The organism is Brevibacterium sp. LAARM2_SD2 (genome assembly GCF_057364785.1).
This window is the reverse complement of the sequence record NZ_JBNFOM010000009.1, coordinates 41,027-54,478: the sequence shown is the minus strand read 5'-3', so window position 1 is coordinate 54,478 and position 13,452 is coordinate 41,027. Positions and strand designations below refer to the sequence as shown.

The 13,452-nt window shown below is 67.5% G+C and carries 11 protein-coding genes and 1 pseudogene; 10 read left to right on the top strand and 2 right to left on the bottom strand.

From position 1 onward, the window contains the following. Positions 1 to 2: 2 nt before the first annotated feature. The 6 genes and pseudogenes from AC2W7K_RS07630 (at position 3) to glpK (ending at position 7,739) form a co-directional block, all read left to right on the top strand. On the top strand, positions 3 to 791 hold the full coding sequence (locus AC2W7K_RS07630; protein ID WP_198500744.1) for an enoyl-CoA hydratase/isomerase family protein: 789 nt from the start codon (positions 3 to 5) through the stop codon (positions 789 to 791). Positions 792 to 1,692: 901 nt separating this feature from the next. Then, positions 1,693 to 2,454 (top strand): hypothetical protein, encoded by a 762-nt coding sequence (locus tag AC2W7K_RS07625; protein ID WP_198500746.1) that lies wholly within the window; start codon positions 1,693 to 1,695, stop codon positions 2,452 to 2,454. A gap of 30 nt (positions 2,455 to 2,484) precedes the next feature. Continuing rightward, on the top strand, positions 2,485 to 3,450 hold the full coding sequence (locus AC2W7K_RS07620; RefSeq protein WP_198500747.1) for a Ppx/GppA phosphatase family protein: 966 nt from the start codon (positions 2,485 to 2,487) through the stop codon (positions 3,448 to 3,450). A gap of 148 nt (positions 3,451 to 3,598) precedes the next feature. Further along, positions 3,599 to 5,331: pseudogene (locus AC2W7K_RS07615) on the top strand (glycerol-3-phosphate dehydrogenase/oxidase). Between the two features lie 48 nt (positions 5,332 to 5,379). Next, the gene (locus AC2W7K_RS07610) at positions 5,380 to 6,102 is read left to right on the top strand and encodes an MIP/aquaporin family protein (protein WP_198500905.1); all 723 of its coding nucleotides are present in this window, start codon (positions 5,380 to 5,382) and stop codon (positions 6,100 to 6,102) included. 104 nt (positions 6,103 to 6,206) lie between these two features. Beyond that, the gene (gene glpK, locus AC2W7K_RS07605; RefSeq protein ID WP_198500748.1) at positions 6,207 to 7,739 is read left to right on the top strand and encodes a glycerol kinase GlpK; all 1,533 of its coding nucleotides are present in this window, start codon (positions 6,207 to 6,209) and stop codon (positions 7,737 to 7,739) included. A 93-nt stretch (positions 7,740 to 7,832) separates the two neighbouring features. On the opposite strand, the gene AC2W7K_RS07600 is transcribed toward glpK, so the two are convergent. Then, a complete protein-coding gene (locus tag AC2W7K_RS07600) occupies positions 7,833 to 8,366 on the bottom strand; it encodes a GNAT family N-acetyltransferase (protein WP_198500749.1) in 534 nt (177 codons plus the stop codon). A 104-nt stretch (positions 8,367 to 8,470) separates the two neighbouring features. On the opposite strand from AC2W7K_RS07600, the gene AC2W7K_RS07595 reads away from it, so the two are divergent. Together AC2W7K_RS07595 and proC are read left to right on the top strand one after the other, a co-directional pair. Further along, positions 8,471 to 9,532, top strand: coding sequence for a sugar phosphate isomerase/epimerase family protein (locus AC2W7K_RS07595; protein ID WP_232623860.1), 1,062 nt, complete (start codon positions 8,471 to 8,473; stop codon positions 9,530 to 9,532). A 102-nt stretch (positions 9,533 to 9,634) separates the two neighbouring features. Next, positions 9,635 to 10,471 (top strand): pyrroline-5-carboxylate reductase, encoded by an 837-nt coding sequence (gene proC / locus AC2W7K_RS07590; RefSeq protein ID WP_198500750.1) that lies wholly within the window; start codon positions 9,635 to 9,637, stop codon positions 10,469 to 10,471. 6 nt (positions 10,472 to 10,477) lie between these two features. Here proC and AC2W7K_RS07585 read toward each other — a convergent pair whose 3' ends face one another. Further along, on the bottom strand, positions 10,478 to 11,371 hold the full coding sequence (locus AC2W7K_RS07585; RefSeq protein WP_198500751.1) for a helix-turn-helix transcriptional regulator: 894 nt from the start codon (positions 11,369 to 11,371) through the stop codon (positions 10,478 to 10,480). 111 nt (positions 11,372 to 11,482) lie between these two features. Between AC2W7K_RS07585 and AC2W7K_RS07580 the strand changes: the two genes are divergently transcribed. Next, entirely contained in the window at positions 11,483 to 11,824 is a 342-nt protein-coding gene (locus AC2W7K_RS07580) for a DUF485 domain-containing protein (protein WP_198500752.1), read from the top strand. After that, on the top strand, positions 11,821 to 13,437 hold the full coding sequence (locus tag AC2W7K_RS07575) for a solute symporter family protein (protein WP_198500753.1): 1,617 nt from the start codon (positions 11,821 to 11,823) through the stop codon (positions 13,435 to 13,437). Before AC2W7K_RS07580 ends, AC2W7K_RS07575 begins: the two co-directional genes overlap by 4 nt. Positions 13,438 to 13,452 lie beyond the last annotated feature (15 nt).

The window sequence follows — 13,452 nt, the reverse complement described above, 5'->3', positions numbered from 1 at the left end:
GCATGAGCGCGGACGAGCCCTATCGTCCGACCGCACTCGAGGGTTTCGACTTCACCGTCAGCGGTGGGGTCGGAACCCTCGTTCTCACTCGGACGGACAAGCGCAATGCGCTCTCGCGCGCGATGTGGCGCGCGCTGCCGGAGATCATTGCAGGCGTCGACGCCGATGATTCGATCGGCGCGCTCATCATCACCGGTGCCGGTGGTCACTTCTCCGCGGGCTCCGACATCGCCGACCTCGACGTGCCCATCGCCGATTTCTGGCAGCTCAATTCCGCCGCCGAGGCGGCCGTGGCGGGCTCCCGGACCGTGACGATCGCGGCGATCGAAGGCAACTGCGTGGGCGGGGGCACGGAGATCGCCGCGGCCTGCGACATCCGCATCGCCGCCCCCGGGTCGAAGTACGGGGTGACCGCGGCCAAGCTCGGTCTCGTCTACCCGCCCGGACCCACCGAGAGCCTCGCCCGGGTCCTCGGGGACGCGTGGGCCAGGTACCTGCTGCTCACCGCCTCGATCGTCGACTTCGACCAGATGCACCGGCTCGGGTTCTTCCATGAGGTCGCCGAGGCGCCGCTGCGTGCCGCGCAGGCGCTGGGGGAGCGGGTCGCCGGTCTCTCCCGGCTCAGCCAGCTCGGGGCGAAGTCCGTCCTCGGCGGCACGCTCTCCGACGACGTCGCGCCGCCTCGGTGGCTCGATGAGGCGTACCGGGCGGAGATCGCGCGCGGACAGGAGGCGTTCTTCGCCAAACGCGCCCCCGAGTTCGGGTTCGGCGCCGGCGACTGGCAGGACTGAGGACGCGGGCGCTGCGAGGGGCCAGCACAGGCTGATCCGCGGGCCGTCAATTCCTTTCATGGTTCCACCAGAGAATCGCTTTACCTGGCCCGGAGTTCAACCAGCTGTCAGTGAGTCTGCTCGCCCAATCTCCCGGTGATTTGACAGTGAAGGCTACCTGACTACCGTGCGCTGCGGACAGCGTGCTGTCGATTCCGGTGATCTCCCGGCATGAGGCGATCCAGCCTCCAACGGAGATGACCAGTGGGATCGTCGCACCTGCCAGTGCTGCCTGCTCTACGATCTGCCGATTACGCAGCGTAACCGGCCAGAACATCCGAGTAGCGTTGTCTTGTGCGGCGCGTTTGCGGGGTCGGTCGAACGATCGAAGAGGCGGTCGAATCCATACCAACTGCGTTCGACGGAGTCTTGGCGTCGAGGAGCGGCTTGGCGAAGCACAACGGTCGGTAGGGCGGGAAACTCCGGGGCAGTCACTTGCAATAAGTCATGCTTGTCGAGCCGTGGTGCGCGCGAAAGTTCATCGATATCTGATCGCAGGTAGTACGTGGTTCCACTGGAAGTGGTGAACGACCGGCCGAGCAAGTGTGCGCCGGACATCATCTGCATTTGCGCCAGCGGACGCCTGAGCAGTTCCGCCGCCTCGCGAATTGAACAGATGCGTAGAGGCTCGTCTTCATCCGAGTGAAGCAATACCGCGCTGAGATCGTGGCTCTCGAATGGCAAATCGTGTGCCGAAGTGGGCATGTTCGACTTTCCTTCCGGGCTCCCTGAAGTCTGGGTCCATCAGTTCATAACCTATAGCTTCAACATGTCTGGTCAAATTGACTAGACATAGTTTCCCTATCTTGCGAGACTGTTCAGCAGATGCGGGTTGAGTCACCTTGAAGGAAGAGGAACTGGGATGAGCACGTATCTGTATATCTACGAGAGTTCGGATAGGCGCGAGGTCTATATCGGCATCGCCGACAGCATGCGTCGTGTCTGGGAGCCGCATAACGAGAACGCGCAGGCGTTGCGTGGTCGAGCAGGCTCGCGCATTCTGCAGACAGTCGAGCCGTTTTCGACCCGGGAGGATGCTCGTAAGGCGGAAGCCATAGCCATCTACATCGCCGCTCGCGCTGGGCAAACTGTGCGCCACTCAGACGAGACGGACGGTCGGTCAGGAGTGATTGGCATCGAGGTGCAAGACAACGGTCTCTCCTACACGAACCGCGCGGGCACTAAGTCAACGACTGTGCTCGGCCCGGCGATCTATTACAGGCCGGGGGAAACCGTTGACTACGAAGACTTGACGAATACCGCCATCGTTCGAATTGCCGCAGACTCGATTGACGATCGGCCATCGCCATTCGGTGGACTGGGAGGGGCCCAGTTTGCCGATCGTGCGCGAAAATGGTGGCCGCTCGGCGCGGCCAGTCGCGAGCACCGTCCAGTCCGGAGGCTCTTGGCAGTGCTGAAAGGTGAACAGACGGTTCTTGGTCACTGGCGACTGGCAGCCCCTTGGTTCACAGAGGAGGAACGAGGGTGGAGCTTCGTACTCGAAGATGCCGGAGATGATGACGTCGACGGTCTCAAAGGGAGGAAATTGACGTTTGACGAGCCTTACAAGTTCCAGCTTGTAGGGTTCTCGCCAGATCTGCGACCGGATCCCGCACACGACTGAGGCGAGCGATCCGCGGGATACACTGAGCGAATGCGCCTCGCAGTCCTCGATATCGGTTCCAACAGCGTCCACCTCCTCGTCGTCGACGCTCATGTCGGGGCACCCCCGCTGCCGGCGACCTCGCACAAGGAGGTCCTCCGGCTCGCCGAGTACCTCCGGCCCGACGGGTCGATCGACGACGCCGGTCAGCAGCGGCTGCGGGACTTCGTCGCCGAGGCGGTCGAGATCGCCGAGGACCAGGGCGCCGAGCAGATCCTCGCGTTCGCCACCTCGGCGGTCCGCGACGCCCCCAACGGGGAGGCGCTCATCGACTCGATCAGCGCGCAGCTCGGGGTCACGCTCAACGTCATGTCCGGCAGGGACGAGGCGCGCGTGACGTTCCTCGCCGCCCGCCGCTGGTTCGGCTGGTCGGCCGGCAAGATCCTCCTCCTCGACATCGGCGGCGGTTCGCTCGAGATCGCGGCGGGCCAGGACGAGTACCCGCAGGCGGCCGTGTCCGTGCCGCTGGGCGCCGGACGCACGTACGCCGACTTCATCCCCGACCCGATCCCGACGGCCGAGGAGATCCACCGGCTGCGGAAGTACGCGCGCTCCCAGATCGGCCGGATCGCCGGAGACATCAACCGCGTCGGCACGCCCGACCACGTCGTCGGGTCCTCGAAGACGTTCCGCTCGCTCGCCCGGATCGCCGGCGCCGCCCCGAGCGGCGACGGGATCTACGTGCCCCGCAAGCTCTTCCGCCGCGACCTGCCCGGCATCATCGACACCCTGTCCAGCCGCACCCCCGAGCAGCGGGCGACACTGCCCGGCGTCTCGGAGGCCCGTGCCGGTCAGGTGCTCGCCGGAGCCATCGTCGCCGAGGCGGCCTTCACGATCTTCGACGTCTCCGTCATGAGCATCTCCCCGTGGGCGCTGCGCGAGGGCATCATCATGCGCAAACTCGACTTGCTGGATTCCGCCGAGGCCACCTCGGCGATGCGCGCAGCCGCGGATTAGGTCACGGTTCGACACCGCTTTCGACAATGGCCGGAATCACCCTCGCAGCGGTTCACATTTGTCTCCGCCGCCTGCTAGCTTGAGATTACCGGCCGGTCACCTCTCGGCCGTATCTCGAACGGGGCCTCTCGCCCCGAGCTCTGGAGGCATGACGGCAATGCGAAACGGCGAGCTATCCCCCTCGTTCCGTGAAGAGTCCCTGTCCGCGATGGCGGCCACGACGCCCGAGGATCCGCTCGACGTCTTCGTCGTCGGCGGCGGGGTCACCGGGGCCGGCGCCGCCTTCGACGCGGCCACCCGCGGACTCAAGGTCGGCGTCGTCGACGCCCATGACTGGGCCTCGGGCACGTCGTCCCGCTCGTCGAAGCTCATGCACGGCGGTCTGCGCTACCTCGAGATGCTCGACTTCAAACTCGTCGCCGAGGCGCTCAAGGAACGCGACCTGCTGCTCACGCACACCGCACCCCACCTCGTCGAACCCGTCGCCTTCGTCTTCCCGTTCGAACACCGCCTCATCGACCGGGCCTTCATCGGCTCCGGCGTCCTCCTCTACGACACGATGGCGACCCGGCCCGGCCGCAAGCGCGCCGTGCCCATGCACCGCCACCTGGGCAAGAAGACGCTGAGCGCGCACTTCCCGGGACTCGCCGACGACGCCGCGGTGGGCGCGCTCGAATACTACGACGCGAAGGTCGACGACGCCCGCTTCGTCATGACCCTCGTGCGCTCGGCGGCGAGCTTCGGGGCCGCGGCGGCCAACCACGTCTCCGTCATCGACTACCTCCACGACGGCGACCGCGTCATCGGCGTGCGCGCCCGCGACGGCATCTCCGGCCGCGAGTTCGACGTCTACGCCCGCCGCACCATCCTCGCCGGGGGAGTGTGGACCGAACAGCAGCAGGACCTCGCGAAGGCCGACGCCGGGCTCAAGGTGCTCGCCTCGAAGGGCGTGCACATCACCGTCGACCAGGACAAGATCAAGGCCGACCCGGACACCGGCATCATCTCGAAGACGGAGAAGTCCGTCCTCTTCGTCATCCCCTGGGATGGCTACTGGGTCATCGGCACCACCGACACCCCGTGGAAGGAGGACGTCGCGGCCCCCGTGGCGACCTCCGACGACATCGACTATCTCCTCGAGCACGCGAACGCGATCCTCGAGAACAAGCTCACCCGCGACGACGTCATCGGCGTGTACTCGGGTCTGCGCCCGCTCCTGCAGCCGGTGCAGAAGGACGGCGAGGCCTCGACGAAGGTCTCCCGCGAGCACACCGTCATGGAGGTCGAGCCCGGGCTGTCGGCGATCGCGGCGGCAAATTCACGACCTACCGGGTGATGGCCGAGGACGTCGTCGACTTCGCCCTCGGCGAGGACGCGAAGGACCGGACGTCCCTGACGGAGTCCGTGCCGCTCATCGGCGCCCAGGGCGTCGGCGCGGTGCGCCGCGGCCAGGCGAGCATCGCCGAGCGCTACGGCTGGGACGAGACCCGGGTCAAGCGGCTCATCCGCCGCTACGGCACCCTGCTCGAAGACCTCCTCGACCTCATCGACGACAACCCCGAACTCGGGCAGCCGCTGCCGGGAGCCGACCGCTACCTCGGCGTCGAAGCCCACTACGCCGCCAGCTGCGAAGGCGTCGTCCACCTCGACGACGTCCTCGAACGTCGGATGCGGCTCAACTACGAGGTCCGCGACCGGGGGCGGGCCGCCGCCGCACCGGTGGCCGAGATCGTCGCTGAGGTCCTCGGCTGGGACGCCGAGCGCGTCGCCTCAGAGATCGCCGCCTTCAACGCCCACGTCGACGCCCAGGTCGCCGCCGAGTCGACGCACGACGACGCCGCGGCCGCAGCCCTGGTCGAAGCCAGCTGGGGGACCCGCTAGCCCGTTCCATCCCCATCTCAACAAAGGAGTTCACACACAATGGGACAGATAGGCACAATCCTCCTCCATGAGACGGCGGGCACGGCAATGCTGCTGCTGCTCGGCGTCGGCGTCGTCGCGAACGCCATCCTCGCGAAGACGAAGGGCAACGGCGGCGGCTGGCTGATGATCTCGTTCGGCTGGGGCCTCGCGGTTTTCGCCGGCGTCTACGTCGCCTACAAATCCGGCGCGCACCTCAACCCGGCAGTGACGCTGGGCATCCTCGCCAGCGGCGCCGACCAGTACGCCCCGGGCATCGACATCACGGTCGGCACGACGTTCGCCTACCTCATCGCGCAGCTCGTCGGCGCCACCATCGGTGCGATCCTCGCGTGGCTCGTCTACAAGAAGCACTACGACGCAGAGGGCGAACCGGGCAACATCCTCGGCACCTTCTCCACCGGCCCCGAGGTCCGCAGCTACGGCTGGAACGTCGTCGCCGAGGTGATCGGCACCTTCGTCCTCGTCTTCATCATCCTCCTCTTCGGCGGCACGCCGAGCGGACTGGGACCCCTGGCCGTGGCCCTCGTCGTCGTCGTCATCGGCGCCTCCCTCGGCGGCCCCACCGGCTACGCGATCAACCCGGCCCGCGACCTCGGACCGCGCATCGCGCACACGATCCTGCCGATCCCGAACAAGGGCAGCTCCGACTGGGGCTACGCGTGGGTGCCGATCGTCGGCCCCATCCTCGGCGGTGTCATCGCGGGCCTCGTCTCGCAGGCATTCATCTGAAGCCGTGCCCAACCGCGCCAGGCCGTGACATGCTAGAGGGCAACTGGTGCACCCACCCACTCAAGAGCGGTGCCCACCGGCACTGATCGGACACAGGAGTCTCCATGAGCCAGGACAAGTACATCCTCGCGATCGACCAGGGAACCACCTCGTCCCGGGCGATCGTCTTCAACCACGACGGGCAGATCGTCTCGAGCGGCCAGCTCGAGCACGAGCAGATCTTCCCCCGCGCCGGCTGGGTCGAGCACGACCCGAAAGAGATCATCCGCAACACCACCGAGGCGATCGGCCAGGCGCTCTCGCGGGCCAACATCAACCGCCACCAGCTCGAAGGCGTCGGCATCACCAACCAGCGCGAGACGACCCTGGTGTGGAACAAGAACACCGGCGAGCCCGTCTACAACGCGATCGTCTGGCAGGACACGCGCACCCAGAAGATCGCCGACGAACTCGGCGGCGAGGAGGGCGCCGACAAGTACAAGGACCGCGTGGGCCTGCCGCTGGCGACGTACTTCGCGGGACCGAAGGCGAAGTGGATCCTCGACAACGTCGAGGGTGCCCGGGAGGCCGCCGAAGCCGGTGACCTCCTCTTCGGCACGATGGACACGTGGGTGCTGTGGAACCTCACCGGCGGAGTCAACGGCGGCGTCCACGTCACCGACGTCACGAACGCCTCGCGGACGATGCTGATGAACATCGACACCCTCGACTGGAACGAGGAGATCGCCGCGGACATGGGCATTCCGATGTCGATGCTGCCGGAGATCAAGTCGTGCTCGGAGATCTACGGCTACGGCGCGAAGAACACGCTGCTCATCGACACCCCGATCTGCGGCATCCTCGGCGACCAGCAGGCGGCGACGTTCGGGCAGGCCTGCTTCGAGAAGGGGCAGGCGAAGAACACGTACGGCACCGGCAACTTCATGCTCATCAACACCGGCACCGAGCCGGTGGCGAGCAAGAACGGCCTGCTCACGACCGTGGCCTACAAGATCGGCGAGGACGACGCCGTCTACGCCCTCGAGGGCTCGGTGGCCGTGACCGGCTCGCTCGTTCAGTGGATCCGCGACAACCTCGGACTCATCAAGGACGCCCCCGAGGTCGAGGTGCTCGCCAAGCAGGTCGAGGACAACGGCGGCTGCTACATCGTGCCCGCGTTCTCCGGCCTCTTCGCCCCGCACTGGGAATCCGACGCCCGCGGCGTCATCGTCGGCCTCACCCGGTACGTCAACAAGAACCACATCGCCCGGGCCGCGCTCGAATCGGTGGCGTTCCAGTCCCGTGAGGTCCTCGACGCGATGAACCTCGACTCCGGTGTCGAGCTCACCGAGCTCAAGGTCGACGGCGGCATGGTCGCGAACGAGACGCTCATGCAGTTCCAGGCCGACCTCCTGGGCGTGCCCGTCATCCGTCCCGAGGTCATCGAGACCACGGCACTGGGCGCCGCGTACGCCGCGGGCATCGCCGTGAAGTTCTGGAACGGCGAAGAGGACGTGAAGAAGAACTGGCACGAGGACAAGCGCTGGGTGCCGGAGATGGACGACGAGACCGTCGCCCGCGTCTACCGTCTGTGGAACAAGGCCGTCGACAAGTCGAAGGGCTGGGTCGACGAGGACGTCGAGGAGCTCTACGGCTGATAGCCGCGCCGTCTGAGCCGCTATCCGGGCGCTCAGTCACCCCGCTGCGGGTGGCTGGGCGCCCTTCGCATTGCCGCGCCGAGGCGGTCGGGCTCAGAGCTCGGCGATGAAGACCCGTTCGGGGAGCGGGGGAGCGCCGTACGTGTGGGTGACATCCGTGCGCTGCCACCCGTGCTTGGCGTAGAAGCGCATGGCCCGCTCGTTGCCCTCGGCGACCATGAGGTAGGCGCGGACGAAGCCGTCGGCCCGCAGCTCGTCCTCGAGCCGTTGGAAGAGCACCGAGGCGACCCCGGTGCCGAAGGCGGCCGGGTCGAGATTGATGTGGGCGAGCTGGCCGAGACGGTCGGTGGTCGGGAGGCGATCGAGCACCTCGGCGGGGTCCCGGGGCGCACTGACGCCGCCGAACCCGAGGACCCGACCCGCAGCCTCGACGACGAAGTTCCGGACGCGGTTGTCGGGCGTGCTCAGCGCCTGCACCCAGTTCGCCGCGAAGTCGGCCGGATCGAGCCCGGCGAGGAACTCCGCCGACATGATCCCGGGGTAGGCGGCGCGCCACGCGGCGACGTGGATCTCGCCGAGGCGGGGCGCATCGTCGAGATGCGCCGGGCGCACGATCGGTTCGCTCATGCGCTCACCCTAGCCGAGCGGCGCGACGCGGACGGGGAGGGGCGCAACCGACTGTGAGGGAAACCGGAGCCGCAGGCGCGGCGATGAGGACTAGACTGACGAGAGTGAGCAAGGCGAAGAAGACGAAGCCGGGACGAAAGGTCCTCACCGCGAAGAACTCTGCGCGGTCGAACTCTCGGCGGCACCGGGAGTACTTCGCGACGAACGCGGTCTACGACCACGACACCCACCATGTCTCCGACCATCCCATCCGGGTGGGCCTCTCGTCGTCCTCGGTCTCCCCGATGACCGTCGAGGAGACGTTCACGCAGGCCGCCGCGATCGGCTACGACGGCGTCGAGATCATGGTCACCCACAATGCCGAGACCCGCGACGTCGACCTCATCAACGGCCTCGCCGCCGACACCGGCCTCGAGGTGATGTCGCTCCACGCGCCCACCCTGCTCTTCCTGCCGCGCGTGCTCCACAAGGACCATTGGGAGAAGCTGCGGATCACGGCGAACCTCGCCCGTGAGGTCGGCGCGACCACCGTCGTCCTCCACCCGCCCTTCCGCTGGCAGGGCGCCTACGCCCGCGGCTTCGTCGACGGCGTCCGCAAGGTCACCGAGGAGACCGGTGTCGTCCTCGCCGTGGAGAACATGTACCCGTGGCGGGCCGGGGTCAGGGAGATCCTCGTCTACTACCCCGACTGGAACCCGCTCGACGAGGACTACGACGCTCTGACCTTCGACTTCTCCCATGCCTCGACGGCGGGTATGAACGCTCGCGACACCGTCGCCGAGATCTTCCCCCGCCTGCGCCACGTCCACCTCACCGACGGATCCGGATCGCTCAAGGACGAGCACCTCGTGCCCGGCGCCGGAACGATGCCCGTGGCCGAGACGCTCCAGTACCTCGCGAAGCACAACTGGTCCGGCGATGTCGTCCTCGAGGTCAACACGCGATTCGTCGCGAAGAAGTCGACGCGGGAGCAGATGCTCGCCGATTCGCTCGCCTTCGCCCGGCAGCACCTCGGCCTCAACGGCGCGAACGGAAAGAACCCGGCGAGCCCGATCGGACCGGAGCGCACCGGCTCGGGGTCGGACTCAGCCCCCGCAACCGGGACCGGACGCCGTGACGGCGGGGCCGCCTCGGCGCGGGACAACGTCCGTGAAGACGCCCGCTGACACAGCCCGCTGACCCTGCGGTTCTCCCTGCCGGGACCGTGCCCGGTACGATACTCAGCGGCACGAATGCCCGCACCAGCACCGCACGAAAGGCAGGTCCTCATGACCACGATCGCATCCATCGGCACGGGAAACATGGGCACGGCGCTCATCACGGGGATCCTCACCGCGGACCCGAGCATCGAGGTGCGGGCGACGACGCAGTCGGCCGCCTCGGCGCAGACGCTCGCTGCGGCCCTGCCGGACGCCGTGGTCACCTCCGTCGAGGAGAACCCCGAGGCCAATCGGGAGGCGGTCGCCGGCGCGGACTTCGTCTTCCTCGGCGTCAAGCCGTGGATGATGGCCGAGACCCTGCGAGAGCTCGCCCCCGCCCTGTCCCCGGACTCGGTGCTCGTGTCGATGGCCGCGGGCGTGGCCGCCGCCGACCTTAAGAAGCTGGCACCCGGCAGTCCGATCGTGCGGATCATGCCGAACACCCCGAGCTCGATCGGGTACGGCGTCATCGCGCTCGCCCCTGCCCCCGGCGTCGACCCGACGGCCACGGCCACCCTGCGCACGCTGCTGTCCGGAGCCGGCCTCGTCGTGCCGCTGGCAGAAGCGGAGATCCCCGCGATGACCGGGATCTCCGGGTCCGGCGTCGCGTACTTCTTCCTCCTCGCCGAGGCGATGATCGAGGCCGGAGTCACGCTCGGTCTCACCGCGGAGACGGCGGCGAAGATGGTCGTCGCCACCGCCGACGGCGCCGGCCGGCTGCTCGCGGACAACCCGGACCCCGCCGTCCTGCGTCAGGCCGTGAGCAGCAAGGGCGGGACGACGCTGGCGGCGCTCAACACATTCATCGACGCCGGGATCTTCGACATCACCGAGGCGGCCGTGACCGCCGCCGCGGACCGGTCGCTGGAGATGGAGCGGGAGAACGCCGCCGCGATCGACGGCTGAGACCCTTTACGGCAGCGCGCCCGCCGAGCGGGCGATCGACACCGCCTCGTGCCTGCTGCGGGCCGAGAGCTTGACCATCGCCGTGTTGAGATAGGACTTCACGGTCGACTCCCGCAGTCCGAGCGCCTCGGCGATCCGCGCATTCGACCACCCGAGCGCGACGTGGGAGAGGATGTCGGTCTCCCGCGGGGCGAGCGTCACCGCGGGGGCCGGCGTCGGCGCGGACTCCGGACTGTGGCCGGAGAGGATGTCGGCGAGCCTGGCCTCGATCGTCGTCAGCCGCTCCCGCGTCACCTCGTCGGAGACGTCCGAGCGGAGCGCCCGCAGCTCGGCGAACGTATGGCGCAGAGCCTCCCGGCTCGAGGCGTCGAGGTCGGCATACGGCGCCGGCGCGGGAGCCGCCGGGACGGCCGGTTCGGCACGCAGCGCCCCGTGGCCGATGCGCCCGAGGTCGACGGACAGCTGGCGCACCCGACGCACGAGGTCACCGGTCTGCGGGGCCGCCTCGGTGAAGGCCTTCCGGTGTCCGCAGTAGACCATGCCCGTCACCTCGCCGCCGAGCAGGGTCGGCACCGCGATGAGGACCTGGATGCCCTCGCCGAGGATGACCTCGTCGTAATGGTGGGTGATGAACGGATCGATCTCGTAGTCGCGGGTCAGCTGGGGTGTGCCCTCGGTCAGGGCACGTCCGCCGAGGCCCCGACCGGTGCTGACGATGAGCGAGGCGAGACCGTTCTCGCCCGCCCCGGCGACCGCTTCGACGGTGACGGCACCCTCCTCGACGAGCCCGCCGAACACGACGTCGCCGGTGCCGTTCGCGTGGAGGGAGTCGACCGCCTCGGCGAAGAGACGGCGGGATTCGGATCTGCGCGCCCGAGCTTCCTTGGCCATGACGTTCATGGGAATACGCTACCAACTTTCGGTGGTATTACCCAGGACCGAGCGGACGATAGGTTGACAATGTGTGATTCAGACCACTGACGCTCGAACCACATCTGAAATGGAGAAACGATGTCCGATCCGACGCCGACTCGGGTGGATTTCCTCGCTGAAGAGGACAATCCCGAATTCAAGGCCCTCAAGCGCAAACGATTCTCAGTGGTGATCCCGCTGTCGATCGCCTTCCTCGCGTGGTATTTCCTCTACGTCATCCTCAGCACGTACGCGCACGACTTCATGTCGACGAAGGTGATCGGGGAGATCAACATCGGACTCGTGCTCGGGCTTCTGCAGTTCGTCACGACCTTCGCGATCACGATGTTCTACGTCTCGTTCGCCAACAACAAGCTCGACCCACCGGCCGCTGCCATCCGTGAGCGCCTCGAGCAGGAATCGGAAGGAGCGAAACGATGATCGAGTTCCTCGCCCAAGCGACCACCGAGGTGGAGAACAACCCCGTCCTCAACATCACGATCTTCGCCGCGTTCGTCGCGGTCACGCTCTTCATCGTGCTGCGGGCCAGCCGCAACAACAAGACCGCCTCGGACTACTACGCCGGCGGCCGGTCCTTCAGCGGGCCGCAGAACGGCTTCGCGATCTCCGGCGACTACCTCTCGGCGGCGTCGTTCCTCGGCATCTGCGGGGCGATCGCCGTCAACGGCTACGACGGGTTCCTCTACTCGATCGGCTTCCTCGTCGCGTGGCTCGTCGCCCTCCTCCTCGTCGCCGAGCTGATGCGCAACACCGGCAAGTTCACGATGGCCGATGTGCTCTCGTTCCGTCTCAAACAGCGTCCGGTGCGGATGGCCGCGGCGATCTCGACGCTCGCCGTGTGCTTCTTCTACCTGCTCGCGCAGATGGCCGGCGCCGGCGGACTCGTCTCCCTGCTCATGGGCATCGACGGGAAGCTCGGGCAGTCGCTCGTCATCGCCGTCGTCGGGGCGCTGATGATCCTCTACGTCCTCGTCGGCGGCATGAAGGGCACGACGTGGGTGCAGATCGTCAAGGCGGTCCTCCTCATCGCCGGTGCCGGAGCGATGACGATCTGGGTGCTCGCACTCAACGGGTTCAACCTCTCGACGCTGCTGTCGAACGCCGTCGACAATGCCGCGGCCGGCGTGGGAGAGGGGATCCTCAATCCCGGGCTGCAGTACGGGGCGAACCCGCTCGACTTCATCTCGCTCGCACTCGCCCTCGTCCTCGGCACCGCGGGTCTGCCGCACGTGCTCATGCGCTTCTACACCGTGCCCACCGCGCGGGAGGCTCGGAGGTCCGTGGTCTGGGCGATCTGGCTCATCGGCGCATTCTACCTCTTCACGCTCGTCCTCGGCTACGGGGCGGCGGCGATCGTCGGCGCCGATGCGATCCAGAACGCGCCGGGCGGCGTGAACTCGGCTGCGCCGCTGCTCGCCCTGCAGCTCGGTGGGCCGCTGCTCATGGGCTTCATCTCCGCGGTGGCGTTCGCGACGATCCTCGCCGTCGTCGCCGGTCTCGCGATCACTGCAGCGGCTTCGTTCGCCCATGACATCTACGCGAGCGTCATCAAGAAGGGCAAGGTCGAAGACCCCGACGCCGAGGTGAAGATCGCCCGCCGCACCGTCGTCGTCATCGGCGCGGTCGCCATCCTCGGCGGCATCGGGGTGCAGGGTCAGAACATCGCGTTCCTCGTCGCCCTCGCGTTCGCCGTGGCCGCGAGCGCGAACCTGCCGACGATCATCTATTCGCTGTTCTGGCGTCGGTTCACCACCCGCGGTGCCGTGTGGTCGATCTACGGCGGGCTCGGTTCGGCGATCATCCTCATCGCGTTCTCACCCGTTGTCTCCGGGTCCGAGACCGCGATGATCCCGGGCGCCGACTTCGCGATCTTCCCCCTGTCGAACCCCGGCATCATCTCGATCCCGCTCGGGTTCATCCTCGGATGGCTCGGCTCGATCACCGACAAGACGGTGGAGAGTCCGGAGCTGGCAGCGGAGATGGACGTCCGCGCCCACACCGGATTCGGCGCCGAGGCGGCCGTCGAGCACTGACGGTCCGTCCGCTGG